Origin of the sequence: Leifsonia sp. T36S-04 (assembly GCF_042465655.1) — a bacterium.
Taxonomy (GTDB): Bacteria; Actinomycetota; Actinomycetes; order Actinomycetales; family Microbacteriaceae; genus Leifsonia.
Window position 1 is genome coordinate 778,534 of the sequence record NZ_CP146286.1, and the last position, 14,913, is coordinate 793,446.

15 protein-coding genes are annotated in these 14,913 nt (G+C 71.7%); 8 read left to right on the plus strand and 7 right to left on the minus strand.

What is annotated here, in order from left to right:
• Positions 1–20 precede the first annotated feature (20 nt).
• The 3 genes from P3F85_RS03865 (at position 21) to P3F85_RS03875 (ending at position 4,621) form a co-directional block, all read left to right on the plus strand.
• A complete protein-coding gene (locus P3F85_RS03865; RefSeq protein WP_374010988.1) occupies positions 21–2,726 on the plus strand; it encodes an FAD-binding and (Fe-S)-binding domain-containing protein in 2,706 nt (901 codons plus the stop codon).
• A complete protein-coding gene (locus P3F85_RS03870; RefSeq protein ID WP_374009936.1) occupies positions 2,707–3,984 on the plus strand; it encodes a sugar MFS transporter in 1,278 nt (425 codons plus the stop codon). The genes P3F85_RS03865 and P3F85_RS03870 overlap by 20 nt, the downstream gene beginning before the upstream one ends.
• Positions 3,985–4,276: 292 nt before the next feature.
• The gene (locus tag P3F85_RS03875) at positions 4,277–4,621 is read left to right on the plus strand and encodes a YciI family protein (protein ID WP_374009937.1); all 345 of its coding nucleotides are present in this window, start codon (positions 4,277–4,279) and stop codon (positions 4,619–4,621) included.
• A 9-nt stretch (positions 4,622–4,630) separates the two neighbouring features.
• Here the strand turns inward: P3F85_RS03875 and P3F85_RS03880 are convergent, their stop codons facing one another.
• On the minus strand, positions 4,631–5,308 hold the full coding sequence (locus tag P3F85_RS03880) for a class I SAM-dependent methyltransferase (protein WP_374009938.1): 678 nt from the start codon (positions 5,306–5,308) through the stop codon (positions 4,631–4,633).
• Between the two features lie 307 nt (positions 5,309–5,615).
• Between P3F85_RS03880 and P3F85_RS03885 the strand changes: the two genes are divergently transcribed.
• A complete protein-coding gene (locus P3F85_RS03885) occupies positions 5,616–6,236 on the plus strand; it encodes a DUF1992 domain-containing protein (RefSeq protein ID WP_374009939.1) in 621 nt (206 codons plus the stop codon).
• Positions 6,237–6,319: 83 nt separating this feature from the next.
• On the opposite strand, the gene P3F85_RS03890 is transcribed toward P3F85_RS03885, so the two are convergent.
• From P3F85_RS03890 to P3F85_RS03900, 3 genes are read right to left on the minus strand one after another with little or no spacing between them, the layout of a single operon-like run.
• The gene (locus P3F85_RS03890) at positions 6,320–7,024 is read right to left on the minus strand and encodes a hypothetical protein (RefSeq protein WP_374009940.1); all 705 of its coding nucleotides are present in this window, start codon (positions 7,022–7,024) and stop codon (positions 6,320–6,322) included.
• Positions 7,021–7,461: a DUF6114 domain-containing protein gene (locus P3F85_RS03895; protein ID WP_374009941.1), complete on the minus strand. Its 441-nt coding sequence runs from the start codon at positions 7,459–7,461 to the stop codon at positions 7,021–7,023. Before P3F85_RS03895 ends, P3F85_RS03890 begins: the two co-directional genes overlap by 4 nt.
• A gap of 2 nt (positions 7,462–7,463) precedes the next feature.
• Complete coding sequence (locus P3F85_RS03900; protein WP_374009942.1) at positions 7,464–8,060, minus strand: DUF6230 family protein; 597 nt, start codon at positions 8,058–8,060, stop codon at positions 7,464–7,466.
• Between the two features lie 132 nt (positions 8,061–8,192).
• Here P3F85_RS03900 and P3F85_RS03905 point away from each other — a divergent pair, with 132 nt between their 5' ends.
• Positions 8,193–8,789: a TetR/AcrR family transcriptional regulator gene (locus P3F85_RS03905; protein ID WP_374009943.1), complete on the plus strand. Its 597-nt coding sequence runs from the start codon at positions 8,193–8,195 to the stop codon at positions 8,787–8,789.
• Between the two features lie 14 nt (positions 8,790–8,803).
• Here the strand turns inward: P3F85_RS03905 and P3F85_RS03910 are convergent, their stop codons facing one another.
• Together P3F85_RS03910 and P3F85_RS03915 are read right to left on the minus strand one after the other, a co-directional pair.
• On the minus strand, positions 8,804–9,127 hold the full coding sequence (locus P3F85_RS03910; protein WP_374009944.1) for a hypothetical protein: 324 nt from the start codon (positions 9,125–9,127) through the stop codon (positions 8,804–8,806).
• A gap of 133 nt (positions 9,128–9,260) precedes the next feature.
• Complete coding sequence (locus tag P3F85_RS03915) at positions 9,261–10,166, minus strand: DsbA family protein (RefSeq protein WP_374009945.1); 906 nt, start codon at positions 10,164–10,166, stop codon at positions 9,261–9,263.
• Between the two features lie 119 nt (positions 10,167–10,285).
• Here P3F85_RS03915 and P3F85_RS03920 point away from each other — a divergent pair, with 119 nt between their 5' ends.
• Positions 10,286–10,924 carry a class I SAM-dependent methyltransferase gene (locus tag P3F85_RS03920; protein WP_374009946.1) on the plus strand — a complete coding sequence of 213 codons (639 nt, stop codon included), beginning with the start codon at positions 10,286–10,288 and terminating at the stop codon, positions 10,922–10,924.
• Between the two features lie 517 nt (positions 10,925–11,441).
• Here P3F85_RS03920 and P3F85_RS03925 read toward each other — a convergent pair.
• Complete coding sequence (locus P3F85_RS03925; RefSeq protein ID WP_374009947.1) at positions 11,442–12,890, minus strand: MDR family MFS transporter; 1,449 nt, start codon at positions 12,888–12,890, stop codon at positions 11,442–11,444.
• 91 nt (positions 12,891–12,981) lie between these two features.
• On the opposite strand from P3F85_RS03925, the gene P3F85_RS03930 reads away from it, so the two are divergent.
• The gene (locus P3F85_RS03930; RefSeq protein WP_374009948.1) at positions 12,982–13,623 is read left to right on the plus strand and encodes an ArsR/SmtB family transcription factor; all 642 of its coding nucleotides are present in this window, start codon (positions 12,982–12,984) and stop codon (positions 13,621–13,623) included.
• Positions 13,620–14,894 (plus strand): MFS transporter, encoded by a 1,275-nt coding sequence (locus tag P3F85_RS03935; RefSeq protein ID WP_374009949.1) that lies wholly within the window; start codon positions 13,620–13,622, stop codon positions 14,892–14,894. Before P3F85_RS03930 ends, P3F85_RS03935 begins: the two co-directional genes overlap by 4 nt.
• Positions 14,895–14,913 lie beyond the last annotated feature (19 nt).

Sequence of the window (14,913 nt, forward strand, 5' to 3'; positions counted from 1 at the left end):
GGGCGATCGATCGCCTGGCGATGGCGCACGACGCCTCCCACTACCTGATGACGCCGCTCAGCGTGGTGACCGTGCGCGACGCCGATCACCTGGCCGGGCTGCTCCAGGTCGCGGGCGCCGCCGGTGCGCCGGTCGCCTTCCGCTCGGGAGGGACGAGCCTCTCGGGCCAGGCGTCCACCGACGGGCTCCTCCTCGACACGCGCCGGAACTTCCGCGCGATCGAGGTGCTGGAGGGCGGAGAGCGGGTGCGCGTTCAGCCCGGGGCGACTGTGCGGCAGGTCAACGCGCGCCTGGCCCGCCACCAGCGCAAGCTCGGGCCCGACCCGGCCAGTGAGGCCGCGTGCACGATCGGCGGGGTCGTCGCGAACAACTCCAGCGGGATGTCGTGCGGCACCGACTTCAACACGTACAACACCATCCACTCGGCCGTCCTGGTGCTCGCCGACGGGACCGTCCTCGACACCGCCGCACCCGACGCGGACGAACGCCTGCGCGCCGCTGCGCCCGCGCTCTGGCAGGGGCTGATCGAGCTGCGCGACCGGGTGCGGTCGGATCCGGAGCTGGTGGCGACCATCCGACGCCAGTACGCGATCAAGAACACGATGGGCTACGGCGTCAACGCGTTCCTCGACCACGACTCGGCCGCCGAGATCCTCCTCCACCTCGTCGTCGGGAGCGAGGGGACGCTCGCCTTCGTGGCCGAGGCGACCTTCGGCACGCTGCCGGTTCGGTCGCACACGGCCACGGGGATGCTGTACTTCCCGACTCTCGCGGACGCGACCGGCGCTCTGCCACGGCTCGTCGCCTCGGGACTAGCCACGGTCGAGCTGCTCGACGCCACCTCGCTGCGGGTGGCCCAGCGCGACCCGGGCGCGGACGACGAACTGCTCGCGCTCGACGTCGACCGGCACGCCGCGCTGCTGGTCGAGTACCAGGAGCAGGACGCCGAGGCGCTAGTGTCGCGCCTGGCGGCATGGGACGACCTGGTCGCCACCCTGCCGCTGGCGCAGCCGGCCATACTGACCCGCGACGCCCGCCGCCGGGATGCCCTCTGGCACATCCGCAAGGATCTGTACGCCACTGTCGCGGGGAACCGTCCGTCGGGGACCACAGCGATGCTCGAAGACATCGCCGTCCCGGTCGCCGCCCTGCGGGAGACGTGCGAGGGCCTGATCGAGCTGTTCGACCGCCACGGCTACGAGGACAGTGTGATCTTCGGTCATGCCAAGGACGGCAACATCCACTTCATGCTCACCGAGCGCTTCGACGACCCGGAGTCGACGCAGCGCTACGCCGCGTTCACCGAGGAGATGGTCGCGCTCGTCCTGCGCCACGGCGGCACGTTGAAGGCGGAGCACGGGACCGGGCGGATCATGGCGCCCTACGTGCGGCGGCAGTTCGGAGACGAGTTGTACCGGGTGATGCTCCGCGTGAAGGAGCTGGCCGATCTCCACGGGCTGCTCAACCCCGGCGTGCTGCTCGACGAGGATCCGGACGGCCCGCTGCGGAACCTGAAGCTCACTCCGACGGTCGAGGCCGAAGTCGACCGCTGCGTCGAATGCGGCTACTGCGAGCCGGTCTGCCCGAGCAAGGACCTCACCGTGACGCCCCGGCAGCGCATCGTGCTGCGCCGCGAGCGGGAGCGTGCCCGGCTCGCGGGCGACCTGGCCCTGGTCGAAGAGCTGGACCGCGACTACGCCTACGACGGGCTCGACACCTGCGCGGCGGACGGCATGTGCCAGGCCGCCTGCCCCGTGCGGATCGACACGGGCAGTCTGGTCAAGCGCCTCCGGGCGGAGCGCGGCAACCCCGTGGTCGCCGCGGGCTGGAACGCTGCGGCGAAGCACTGGGGTGGGGTCACGCGGGTGGGTGCCGCGGCGATGACCACGGCGAAGCACCTCCCCGCCCCGCTCGTCACGGCCGCGACCGATGTCGGGCGGGCGATCCTGGGTGCGGACAACGTCCCCCGCTACGACGGCGGGCTTCCGCGCGGCGGAAGCAGGCGGCGCCCTCGGGAGGACAGCGAAGCAGTTGCGGTCTACGTCCCATCCTGCATCGGGTCGATGTTCGGGCCGGCGGAGTCGTCGCAGGGCGTGCGCGACGCGTTCCTGGCCCTGTGCGACCGCGCGGGCGTGCACGTCACGATCCCCCAGGGGGTCGAGTCGATGTGCTGCGGGACGCCGTGGACGTCGAAGGGCAACCCGGCCGGCCACCACGCGATGGGCGAGAACGTGCTCCCCGCGCTGTCGGAGGCCACGCGCGGCGGCGTGCTGCCGGTCATCTCGGACGGCGTCTCGTGCACCGAGGGCTTCCTGAACCTGGCCGCGGGCAGTGGCCTCACGGTGGTGGACGCGGTGGAGTTCGTCGAGCGGACGATCCTGCCCGCTCTGTCGGTCCGGGCTCCGCTCGCGTCGATCGCCGTCCATCCCACCTGCTCGTCGACGCACCTCTGCGTGACCGATCCGATGATCCGGCTCGCCTCGGCCATCAGCGATGACGTGGTGGTGCCGGTGGACTGGGGATGCTGCGCGTTCGCGGGCGACCGCGGGCTGCTGCATCCCGAGCTGACGGCGTCCGCGACGCGAGCCGAGTCGGCCGAGCTGAGCGGCCGGACGTTCGCCGCGTACGCGTCCGCGAACCGCACGTGCGAGCTGGGGATGACGCGCGCGACAGGGAAGCCGTACCGGCACATCCTGGAGCTGCTGGATGACGCGACGCGGGCCTGAGCGACCTGCGGCGGGGTGGCCGGAGCGGCGGTCGGACGCCGCTCTGCTCCTGGCATTCGTCTCGCTCGGGGCCGTCAGCTCGACGATCCCCGCGGCCATCCCGGGACTCGCCCAGCGGCTGGGGGAGGCGGCCGCTGACCTGCTTCCGAGCGTCTCGCTGCTGTTCCTCGGGCTGTTCGCCGGTGTGCTGCTCACGGCCGTGCCGCGCCGGGGGAGTGCGCGGACGCTGCTCCCGGTCGGGGCCGGGCTGCAGTCGGCCGGACTGGTGGTCGTCGCGTTCGCGGGGTCGGTGCCGACGGTGTTCGTCGGAGCCACGGTGACGGGGGTGGGTTTCGGGCTCGTCGAGGCGAGCGCGACCGCGCTGTCCCGGGCACGCTCGGCGGAGGGGACTCCGGCGCGGCTGACGGCGCTGAATGCGGCGTCAGCGGTCGCTGCGGCCGGAGCTCCGCTCGTCGTCGCGTTCGCGCCCGCCGGCGCGCTGGGGGTGGCGGTCGGCGTGGTCGCGGTGGTGCCCGCCGCGGCTGCCGCTCTCGCGGTCGGGGCGCGGTCGGCGTGGGCGGGGGCATCGGGGTCGACGGCGTCGGGTTCGGCCGTGTCGGGGGCGCGGTCGTCTGCGGTACGGAGCGCTCCGGCGGGGCGCGTGTGGCTGATCGGCGCGGCGCTGCTCCTGTTCGTGGGAGCCGAGACCGTGCTCGCCGGATGGTCGAGCACGCTTCCGCAGGCGCTGTTCGCGGTCTCCGCGGGCGGGGCGGCGGTGGGGACCACGGTGTTCTGGACACTCATGGCGGCGGGACGCTTCGCCTGCACCGCGATCCTGGCGCGCGGGGTGCGGCCCCGGGTCTACCTGACCGTCGCGATGTTCGCGGGCGCGCTGGTCGCTGCGCTGTCGGCGCTCGCGGGGCACGGCCTGGGCGCGGCCCTCCTGATCTGCGCGGTCGTCCTGTGCATCGCGCCCGGCTACGCGCTGCTGCTGGGTGCCGCGCTCGCGGCCACACCCCCGGAGCGGGCGGTCCGGACGGCGAGTGCACTGGTGGCGCTCGGTGCGGCCGGGGGCTCGGCGGTGTCGTTCGTGGTCGCCGTGACGGTGGGATCCGCTCCCGCAGCGGTCCTGCTCGTCGTCTCCGTGCTCCTCGTCGGCTGCGCGCTGGTGTGCCTGGCCGCGTTGCGCCCGGATGCGGGAGCCCGACCCCCGTCGGAGGCCACGCGCGAGCGCGCGTTCACTCCTCCACCTGCGCCGCCCGCACCACCCCATCCCTGAACCCGCGCCCCGCGCGACGCCTATCGTCGGAGAATGGGCGCCGAATCTCCTTCTATTGGCACTCTCGCAGGAGATTCGAACGCCACGCGTTCGATCCTCCGACGCTGCCCGACCCTTTCGTCGGAGAATCGCCCCCGAATCTCCGACGCACCGCGGCCGGTCGGAGAATCCGGGCGCGGCGCATCCGGATCTCCGATACAAGCCGGCGGCGGGCGTAGCGCCGGTGCGGGTGTACTCGTACCGCGCGCCGCACTAGGGTCGACGGCACGACGAGACGAATCAGGAGCGATCGATGACGAGCTACATGATCCTGTTCCCCAGCCCGGCGATGCAGGTGCCCGCGGAGGAGCTGCCCGCGGTGGGGGAGGCGGCCCGCGCAGTGGTGCGGGAGGCGAAGGAGGCCGGGGTGCTCGTGTTCGCGGGCGGCCTGGACGAGGGCGTCGCGCCGGTGCTCGTCTCGGGCGACGGGACCGTGACCGAGGGCACGTACCCGCAGACGCGGGAGTTGAGCGGCGGGCTGACGATCGTCGACGTTCCGACGCCCGAGGAGGCCGCACGCTGGGCCGCCAAGATCGCGGTGGCGTGCCGGTGCTCGCAGGAGGTCCGGGCGTTCGCGGACGATCCCGAGTCGCACTGACCCGGAGACTCAGTCCGGCGCCCGCGTCGGCGTCGGCGTCGGCGTCGGCGTCGGCGTCGGCGCGCTGAGGGTCAGCTCGGCGATCAGCAGCTCGTCGGCTCCATCCGCCCAGGTCGTGGTGCGGGTCACCGCGAAGCCGGCGGGCGCCACCGTCGCGGCCAGATGCTCGACCGAGTCGTATCGGCTGTGTTCGGGAGAACCGGGCGGCGGCGCCGCGCGATGCCGCGCCGGGTCGACGGCGAGGAACGTCGCCGTGATCGCGCGGCCCCCTGGCCGGAGCACCCGCGCCCACTCCGCGATCGCGGCATCGGGATGTCGGAACAGCTGCAGTCCCGTCACGCACGTCACGAGGTCGATCGAGGCGTCCGGCTGGCTGAGCCGGGTGGCATCCTCGACCACGAGCGTCGCGTCCGGGAGGTGCCGGCGCGCCTCGTCGATCATCCGGGGGGACAGGTCCACCCCGGCGAGACTTCCCACGAAGCCGCGGTCGCGGAGGGCGCGCAGCACCAGGCCGGTGCCGGTCGCGACGTCGAGCACCGCATCCACACCGGCCAGCCCATCACCCTCCACTCCGGCGAAGGCGGCGACCTCGGCTGCCAGCGCGCGGTGCATGGCGCTCTCGTCGTAGGTCGGCGCGCGCTCGTCGAAGCGGTCGCGGACCTGCCGCAGGTGCTCGTCGTCGGTCACGGGGTCAGCGTAACGGGAGGCCGGAGCGACGAGAAGGACACCCCACGACGAAATATGCGGCGGCCGGCTCACCCGCGGCCGGCCGCCGCCCACCGGGAATGCAGTTCAGCTGCCCGCCCCCTGCGGTTCAGCCTGCCATCCGGTTGCTTAGTGCACACACTAATGAGGTTCCATCGGATGTCAACTGTCCGCGGGTGCCGTTGTTCGTATATTCACCTTCCGTTCGCACAGGGCTCGTGCGCGCAGCCGAGTGCGCGCCGCCGGGCCGCCTGGAAGGTGCCCCGATGAGCGGCGTAGGCTTAAATGCATGGCCCGCAACCGCGACGGAAATCCTCGCCCGGCTCGCGAATCCGACCCCCTCGTCGACGCCGCGCGCTACCGGCTGCGCCGCGACGCGGAGGCCCGCGGCGAGGAGGTCGAGGAGGCGAACCCGGGCCAGCCGTCGATGGAGCAGCGGGCGCAGATCGTCGAGACGGCCATCCAGCAGGCGATCCGGCGCGGCGACTTCGACGACCTCCCCGGCGCGGGCAAGCCGCTCCCGGGACTGACCGGAACGCACGATCCCGACTGGTGGATCCGCCGCAAGATCGAGCGCGAGAAGCTCACCGGGCTGGGGCCACCCGCCCTCATGCTCCGGACCGAGGACAAGGAGCTCGAGGCGACGCTCGACCGGCTCGGGTCGGAGAGCGCGGTGCGGGAGCACCTCGACACCTTCAACCGCCGGATCGTGGAGGCGCGGCGGCAGCTGCAGGGCGGTCCGCCGGTCGTCACGCCGACCCGGGATGTGGATGCCGAGGTCGACGGCTGGCGGCAACGGCGTGAGGAGCGGCTGCGCGCGGCCGAGGAGCGCCGCCGCGCCGAGCGGGAGACGTGGGACTCTCTGTCCCGGCGCGAACGTCGGCGGCGGCGACGCGAGTCCGGGCGCTGACCTGACGCATCCATGGGTCGCAACACGCCGTAATCGCCGGCGCGTAACGGCGTGTTGCGTCCCACAGATCGGCGACGCGGCGGCTACTCCGACAGGTGCTGGTGCGGGTTGGTGAAGCGGATGCTGTCCGCGGTCACCCCGACGAGCCCGAGTGTCACGCGCAGCAGCTGCGGCGGCAGCCCGTCGGCCGGGGGAGGAGTCGCCGCGCCGAGGGTCAGCGGCGTGCCGTCGGGGCCGGTGGCGGTCGCGGAGTCCAGGTAGACCTGCACATTGCCGCGCAGCGCCATCTGGTCTGCGGTGGTGGCGAGCTTGGGGCCTGTGGCCTTGCGCACGGTCAGGCTGAAGCCGTCGATGGTGATGGCGTCGGCGGAGATCTTCAGCACCGGGATGCGGCTGCCGTCGGCCAGCGGGACGGTCACGACCGTGACGGACTTCAGACCCGAGAAGGACAGCGACTGGCTTCCGAGCTGCGCCGGGGGCTGCGTGAAGACGGTCGTCCCGGTGTCCGGGCCGGCCGGGGTCGGCGGGGCGGTGGGAGGCAGGGTGCCCGGCAGCGTCGGCGTGCCGGCGGGCGGCGCGGGAAGCGCGGGCGCGCCGGGCGCCCCGGGAAGCGTCGGGCGAGAGGATGGCGCGGGTGACGGGCTCGGGGACGAGCACGACGTGAAGATCGGGATGCACAGTGCCGCGGGCGCGGCCGACGGGATGCGGGCGGCGCCCAGACCCGCCAGCGCCGCGGCGACGCACGCGATCAGCGCGCCGGCGACGACGCCGGAGCGATCCCGCCTCATGCGGTCGTGCCCTCGCGCGGGGCGTCCAGGATCGCCGGCTCTCCCGCATCCACCGCATCCACCGCATCCACCGCATCCACTTTCGGCATCCACGCCACGCTCAGGATGCCGCCCACCGCGCTCAGCAGCATCCCGACGAAGAAGCCGCCCAGATTCACGCCGACCAGCGAGTACACCGCGACGGCCAGCGCGATCACGCCGTAGAAGATGCGATGCGCGGGCATCGCGATGACGAGCACGCCGAGCAGCACCAGCAGGATCGGGATGATCGTCGCCTGCAGGCCCTCGATCCCGAGCTGGACGTGGATCTTGCCGATGTCGAGCTGGCCCGAGAAGAACATCTCGATGCCGCCGAGGGCCGTCAGGACCCCGCCGACGAAGGGACGCTGTCGCCGCCAGACGCGGAACCGCATCCGTCCGCTCGCGTGAGCTCCCACGGTCAGAAGCACCCCTTCGAGCCGTCGGTCAGCTGCACGTGCATCCCGGTGAGGGTGAAGACGGAGGCCTGGGTGCTCCACGCGGTCTGCTGGAGGTTCGAGATCGTGACGGCGTCCGCATCCTGTGCGAAGTCGCCCGCGCCGCCCTTCGCCGCCGTGTTCACGGTGGACGCGTCGACGCCGATGCGGATGTTGTGGAAGTTCGAGTCGCCCTTGAGGTCCGTCATCCCGATCTGCAGGTCGGACGCACTGGCCGGGGCCCCGCCGCCGCCCGCGGTGATCAGCATCCCGACCTTGCCGAGCGGGGTGTCCGTGATGACCGACTGGCAGAGGTCGGCAAGCGTGGCCGACTTGATGTTGGCGATGGCGACCTGGTGGTCCTTGCCCGCGGTGTCGGGAGCGACGCCCGCGTACTGCGAGAAGCCGGTGCCCTCGAGCTTCGACGCGCTGATCTGGAACTGGCTGCCGGACACCGCGAACGACACGGGCACGGCGCCCTGCGCGACGCCTGTCATGAGCAGCGTGGAGACCACGGCGACCGGGACGGCCGCGAGAACGATCCGTCCGGCGTGCGACCCGGCGAGCTTTCGGAACTTCATCGATCCTCCTGTTCGGGGGACTTGACAGCGTCGGCGCGGTCAGGTCCAGGAGCGAGCTTAGACGTTATTGACCGGCTGTCAATAGTCGGACCGGCGCATCGTGTTCGCAGGAGCGACGGTTAGGCTCGGCCCATGGAGATGGACCGGCGCACGCGACTCACGCCGGACGAGCGCCGTGCCCAGCTGGTCGCGCTGGGGGTGGCGTTCCTCGCCGACAACCCGCTGGACCAGCTCACCATCGAGGAGCTCTCGGCCCGCGCGAGCGTGTCCCGCGGGCTGCTGTTCCACTACTTCGGCTCCAAGCAGGGCCTCCACCGGGAGGTGGTGCGCACGGCCCGCGACAGCATGCTGCACGCGACGGAGCCGGTCGACGGCCTGCCCCCGCTGGAGCGCCTCCACGACACCCTGGAGCGGATCGTCGCGTTCGTCCGCGAGCACAGCGGCACGTTCTATTCGCTCGTGCGCGGCGTCGCCTCCGGAGACACCGAGGTGCGCGCGGTCGTCGAGGAGGCCCGCGGCGAGCAGGCCGAGCGCGTGGTCGCCGTGTTCCTCGAGCTGGGCGTGCCCGACTCGCGGCTGCTGCGCATCGCCCTGCGGTCATGGGTGGCGTTCGCGGAGGAGGCGCTCGTCGAGAGCGCGATCGGCACCGACCTTCCGGCGGCCGAGATCGTCGGCTTCCTCGAGCGCAGCGCGCGGGGAGTGGTGGATGCGCTGAGCGCGCCCGAGTAGGCCGGGCGGGAAGGCTAGATGCCCTCCTCCTCCACGTCGTCCTCGGTCAGCACGCCCGCGTCCGGGTCGTCCTCGTCGTGCTCGTCGAGCACGGGCTCGGCCTCGCGGGACTGGCCGCCGGTCGGTCCATCGTTGCCGTCGCCCGGTCCCGGCCAGATCGTCTCGCCCGCGACCGCGTCGTTGGTGACGAGCTCGTCGGCGAAGTCGGCCTCGGCTTCGGGATCGTTCAGGGCGTAGTCGACGTCGCCGTCGGCCGGGTCGGCCCAGCCGGGGGTCTCCCCGGCGTCGCTCTCACCGATCTCGACGTCGTCGACTCCGTCTTCCGGAATGCGCTCCATGCCCCGAACTCCTCTCGCCCGATCTCGTTCCCCTCGGACGCTACACCTGCCAACGCGCCGCCGAGCACAGGAAAAGTGCGCCGAATCCAACGGATCGGGCGCACTTTTCCTGTGCTCGAGGGCTGCAGGAGGGTCAGCTCGCGGTCGGGAAGGTGATGGTCTTGCCCGAGCCGGCGTCCTTCACGGCTGCCTCCTTGAACGCGGCGAACTGCGCCGCGTCGGTGAAGCCGCCCTGGTAGCGCTCGCCGTTGACGAACACGGTCGGGGTGCCGAAGCCGCCCGAGGTCGGGTTCTTCAGCTGCGAGTTGGTGGACGCATCCTGCGTCATCGTCGTGATGAACGAGGCGAACGTCTGCTTGTTGATGCAGTCGGTGACGGCGGCCGAGTCGACGCCCGCATCCTTGACGATCTTGACGATCTCGGCGTTCGTGAGGCCCGTGCCGGTCTGCTCGTCCGGCTGGTTGGCGAACAGCGCCGCGTTGACGGCGAAGAACTTGTCCGGCTCGGAGTTCGCCACACAGGATGCGGCGGCCGCGGAGCGGGTCGAGTACTGCTTGTTCTGCGTGCTGTCGAGGATGGCGACCGGGTGGACCTCGAGAGTCGCCGATCCCTCATCCAGCCACTGCTTGATCTGGGGGTTGTTCGTCGTCTCGAACTGGTCGCAGTAGGGGCACTGGTAGTCGAGCCAGATCTGGATGTGCGCGGTCTTGCCGTCGAGCTTCATCTTCGTCGGCGTGGGCTGTGCACCGCTCTTGATGGCCGGCGTCGGCGTGGCCTTCGTCGACGACGTCAGCAGGATTCCACCGCTGGCCATGTTCTTCGGGTTCGCTGCGCTGGTGCCGCCGCCGACGCTCGTGAAGACGACGACGCCGATGATCGCGAGCACGGCCACGATGCCGACGATGACAGAGCTCTGCACGACGATCTTGCGCCGCTTCGCCTTCTTCGCGGCCTCCTCGCGCATCTTCCTGGCGGTCTCGCGCGCCTCCTCGCGGCGGTCGCGTTTGCTGGGACCTGAGGTTCCCCGGCCAGTTGACATTCAGCTCATCCCATCGAAAGGTGGACAGTTCTCACATGATCGTAGGGGGGTTTTGCTTTGAGGGCGCTGTACCGAGTGGCCTACCGTGGGGGCATGGAGTTCACGGATCGAGCCTGCTGATGTCCGACACGTCCGCCAGCCCCGGTGGTGACAAACCGAATGAGGGACGCGATACGGCCGGCGCCGAGTACGCCGCCCGGCTGCAGCGACTGGACAACTCGTGGTGGCGCCGGACGCTCAACGTCCAGGCGCCGTACCGCTGGAACATCCGGCGCCTGCACCTCGGCCGGGTGCTCGACGTCGGCAGCGGTCTCGGCCGCAACCTGGCACACCTCGGCAACAACGGGGTCGGCGTCGACCACAACCCGGAGTCCGTGGCGATCGCGCGGGCGCGGGGGCTGACCGCTTTCACGAGCGACGAGTTCCCGTCGACGGAGTATGCGAAACCGGGCATGTTCGACTCCATGCTGCTGGCGCACGTCGTCGAGCACGTCGATCCGGACTTCGCGGTGGAGCTGGTGCGGATGTACCTGCCGTACGTGAAGCCGGGGGGCAACGTCCTGTTCATCACCCCGCAGGAGCGCGGCTACGCCAGCGACTCCACCCACGTCGCGTTCACGGACTTCGACGGCCTGCACCGCCTGGCGGACCGCTTGGGCCTGACGGTGGAGCGGCAGTACTCATTCCCGCTCCCGCGTTTCGCGGGCAAGGCGTTCACGTACAACGAGTTCGTCACGCTGACGCGCATCCCCGCGTAGCCGCGATCGATGGGTCGCAACACGCCGTTATCGCGCGGCCATAAAGGCGTGTTGCGACCCATGGATGATGTGGTTGACGCGACACGCCGTGCGGCCGGGTCGGCGCGCGGCGTGTCGTGTCAAGTAGCCGCGTGCGGCAGCTGGCGGGCGCCCGTTGCCGACAGCGTGCGGCAGCCGGCAGCCGGCGACAGCGGGCGGCGGGCGGCGGGCGGCGGGGGCGGCGGCGTGCGGCGTGCGTCAGGCAGGGAAGGCGGCGGGACGGCGACGGACCCCGCGATCGATGGGTCGCGACACGCCGTTATCGCGCGGTCATAACGGCGTGTTGCGACCCATGGATGATGTGGTTGACGCGACACGCCGTGCGGCCGGTGCGGCGCACGGCGTGTCGTGTCAAGTAGGTGGGCGCTGGCTGGCGGCGCGCCGGCCGTTCCCGGTCGGCGCCGGCCGGCGCGGCGGGCAACGCGTCGGCCGGTGCGCGCCGGCCGGCGCAAGCCCGCGCCGCCGGCCGGCGCGGCGGCTAGTCCGCGGTGGCGGGGGCGGGGCGGCCGAGCTCCACGTCTTCGACGCGGGAGCGCGGCATCGCCAGGCCGGCCACGATGGTCAGCACCGCGGCCGCCGCCACGGCGACGAAGACCGCCGTCGACGCCGACTGGATGGTGCCCGGGTCGTGCGCGCCACCTGCGGAACCGCCGATGATCGCGTTCGCGATCGCGCCGAACACGGCCACGCCGACCGCGCTGCCGATCGACCGGGCGAACATGTTGCTGCCGGTGACGACCCCGCGCTCGTTCCACGCGACGCTCGACTGCGCCGCGATGAGCGTCGGGGTGGCGATGAGGCCCATCCCGAGCCCGACGACGAAGCAGCTGACGGCGACGTACAGCACCGACGGAGCGACGGAGGTGGCGGCGAGCGAGAGTGCGCCGACGATCGCGATCCCCATCCCGAGCAGTGCGGTGTTGCGGAACCCGATGCGCAGGTAGAACCGGCCCGAGACGCTCGCGGCGATCGGCCAGCCGAGCGTGAGGGCGGCGACGGCGAGCCCGGACACGATGGGAGCGACTCCGATCGTCCCCTCCAGGTAGGTGGGCACGTACGAGGTGAGGCCGATCAGGATGCCGCCCACACCGAGCGAGATCAGTGTCGTCGTCACGAGCAGCCGCCGGGAGAAGACCCAGAGCGGGAGGATCGGCTCGGCCGCGCGCCGCTCCACCAGCACGAAGGCGACGAGCAGCACGGCGCCGATGGCGAAGGCGCCGATGCTCCACGGCGAGTTCCACGCCCACGCCTGACCGCCCTCGAGCACGGCGAGGATCAGCAGCGTCATCCCACCGGTGAGCAGCACCGCGCCCGCGTAGTCGATGCGGTGCTTGCGGCGCTCGATGCTCTCGTGGAAGGCGCGGATCAGCATCCACCCGGCCAGGATGCAGAGCGGCACGTTGACGAAGAAGATCCACCGCCACGACAGGAACTGCGAGAACACGCCGCCGAGGGTGGGGCCGACGACGGAGGAGATCGCCCACACGCTCGCCAGGTAGCCCTGCGTCTTGGCCCGCTCGGCGACGGTGTAGATGTCACCGGCGATGGTCATGGACATCGGCTGGATCGCTCCCGCGCCGAGCCCCTGCAGCGCCCGGAAGGCGATCAGCGCGGGCATACTCCAGGCGAAGCCGCAGAGCACCGAACCGATCAGGAAGAGCGCGATGCCGATGAGGACGATGGGCTTGCGCCCGACCGTGTCCGACAGCTTCGCGTAGACGGGGACGGAGACGGCCTGCGCGAGCAGGTACACCGAGAACAGCCACGGGAACTGCGCGAACCCGCCGAGGTCCTGCACGATCGAGGGCACCGCCGTTGCGAGGATCGTCGAGTCGATCGCGACCAGCCCCGTCGTCAGCATGAGGGCGATCAGGATGGGGCCGCGCTCCGATCGGAAGCCGACACTCGCTCGGGTGGTTTCGTTCATATCCGTCAACAACTTGGGGGGAGGGGGAAGCATTCCCGCCCCAGCCAAGTCCGTGTTGACAGGAAAGAGAACCCGCGCCATGATCTGAAACATGTCTTTCACATCAGGACAGCCCGAGAAGCGCGCGACGGTCACCGACCCGCGCGCGCTGCGGGCGCTCGCGCATCCCCTCCGCCTCGCCCTGCTCGACCACCTGATGTCGTTCGGCCCGCGCACGGCCAGCGAGTGCGCGGCGGTCGTCGGCTCCACTCCCTCCAACTGCAGCTATCACCTGCGGGCGCTCGGCAAGGTCGGGCTCGTGGAGACGGTGGATGCGCAGGACGGCCGCGAGCGACCGTGGCGTTCCACGAACACCGGGCTGTCGTTCGGCCGCTCCGACGACCCGGAGTTCGCGCTCGGGTCCGACACCGTGGAGCGGGCGCTCGCCGACCGGCAGGTCGACGACGAGGGGGCGCTCGTGCACCGCGCGATCGCCCAGCGCGACGACCAGCCGGTGGAGTGGAGGGACGCCAGCATGCTGAACGGGTACGCGCTGAAGCTGACCCCGGCCGAGCTCCGCGAGCTGGGGGAGCGGCTGGATGCGCTCATCCGGCCCTACATCGCACTCACACGAGCGGACCCGCCGGAGGGGAGCGACGTGGTGGCCCTGCACCTCAACGCGTTCCGGCACCCGGATGCGATCGCCGCCGCGCGCGCGGTGGAGCAGGCCGATCGGCCGGAGGACGCGTCGTGACCGTCACCGACACGCCGAAGCGCTCGCCCTCCCCGCTGCTCCGGCGCGACTTCGCGCTGATCTGGACGGCCGGGTTGGTCTCCGACACCGGCGACTGGCTGCTGATGATCGCGCTGCCGCTGTTCGCGCTGTCGGCGACCGGCTCAGCACTCGGCGCCTCGACGGTGTTCCTGGTGGAGCTCGTCCCGATGCTGCTCCTGGGCAGCTTTCTCGGGGTGCTCGTCGACCGCTGGGATCATCGGCGCACCATCGTGATCGTCGCCATCCTGCAGGGGCTCCTCCTGCTCCCGCTGCTCGCCGCCAGCGCCGACCGGATGGGCATCGTCTACGCCGTCGCGGCGGTGGAGGCGGTGCTCGGCGCGATCATCAACCCGGCCCGCCAGGCGATGATCCCGCAGCTCGTCCGCGCGGACCAGCTCACCCGGGCCAACGCCCTGATCGCCGTGAGCGACAGCCTGGCGCGGCTGGTCGGGTCGCCGCTCGGCGGTGTGGCGTTCGCGTTCTGGGGGCTGCCGGGGGTCGTGATCGCGGATGCGTCGTCCTACGTCATCACGGCGGTGCTGGTCGCGATCAGCCGTCCGCACCCGGTGCCGGCAGCGGGAGGCCCGCCTGGGGAGGACCAGTCGGGCCAGGAACCGGCGTCCGCAGCCGAGCGCCGCATCCTGCGCGACTGGGTCGAAGGGCTGGCGCTGATCGCGCGATCGGCCACCCTCCGCACGCTCGCCCTCATCGCGGCACTCGGCGGTGTCGCGCAGGGACTGTTCCTCGTCCTCTTCCTCGTCTACGTCACGCAGAATCTCGCAGCGGGCGACACGGGAGCCGGCATCATCCGCGGCGTCCAGGCGATCGGCGGCGTCCTGGGCGGGCTCGTGACCGGCGTCCTGGCGCGCCGGCTGGGGCCGCGGTCGCTGATCGGCGGCGGCTACCTCGTGTTCGGTCTGCTCTCGCTCCTCACCTGGAACCTCGCGCCGTTCACCACCGGGCTCTGGGTCTACGCCGGACTCTTCATCGCGATGGGCCTGCCCGGAGTGACCACGGCCACCGGCGAGATCACGCTCGTCCAGACCGAGGTGCCGCCGCGCGCCCTCGGCCGGGTCATCGCTGCCATGACGACCCTGGACGGCGCGGCGCAGGCGGTCGGGCTGCTGCTCGGCGGACTGCTGGCCGACTCGGGCGACATCGTGCCCATCCTGGATGTGCAGGCCTCGCTCTACCTGCTGTGCGGCGTCATCGGGATCATCGCCCTCCGCAGCACGAAGCGTCTTCCGTAACCCGCCGCCGGGACGCTAG

Coding starts and splice junctions, on each gene's coding strand:
- P3F85_RS03925 (WP_374009947.1), bottom strand. CDS start 12,890: ATGAACGAAACCACCCGAGCGAGTGTCGGCTTCCGATCGGAGCGCGGC.
- P3F85_RS03930 (WP_374009948.1), top strand. CDS start 12,982: ATGTCTTTCACATCAGGACAGCCCGAGAAGCGCGCGACGGTCACCGAC.
- P3F85_RS03870 (WP_374009936.1), top strand. CDS start 2,707: ATGACGCGACGCGGGCCTGAGCGACCTGCGGCGGGGTGGCCGGAGCGG.
- P3F85_RS03865 (WP_374010988.1), top strand. CDS start 21: ATGGCGCACGACGCCTCCCACTACCTGATGACGCCGCTCAGCGTGGTG.
- P3F85_RS03890 (WP_374009940.1), bottom strand. CDS start 7,024: ATGAGGCGGGATCGCTCCGGCGTCGTCGCCGGCGCGCTGATCGCGTGC.
- P3F85_RS03920 (WP_374009946.1), top strand. CDS start 10,286: ATGTCCGACACGTCCGCCAGCCCCGGTGGTGACAAACCGAATGAGGGA.
- P3F85_RS03875 (WP_374009937.1), top strand. CDS start 4,277: ATGACGAGCTACATGATCCTGTTCCCCAGCCCGGCGATGCAGGTGCCC.
- P3F85_RS03905 (WP_374009943.1), top strand. CDS start 8,193: ATGGAGATGGACCGGCGCACGCGACTCACGCCGGACGAGCGCCGTGCC.
- P3F85_RS03915 (WP_374009945.1), bottom strand. CDS start 10,166: ATGTCAACTGGCCGGGGAACCTCAGGTCCCAGCAAACGCGACCGCCGC.
- P3F85_RS03910 (WP_374009944.1), bottom strand. CDS start 9,127: ATGGAGCGCATTCCGGAAGACGGAGTCGACGACGTCGAGATCGGTGAG.
- P3F85_RS03885 (WP_374009939.1), top strand. CDS start 5,616: ATGGCCCGCAACCGCGACGGAAATCCTCGCCCGGCTCGCGAATCCGAC.
- P3F85_RS03900 (WP_374009942.1), bottom strand. CDS start 8,060: ATGAAGTTCCGAAAGCTCGCCGGGTCGCACGCCGGACGGATCGTTCTC.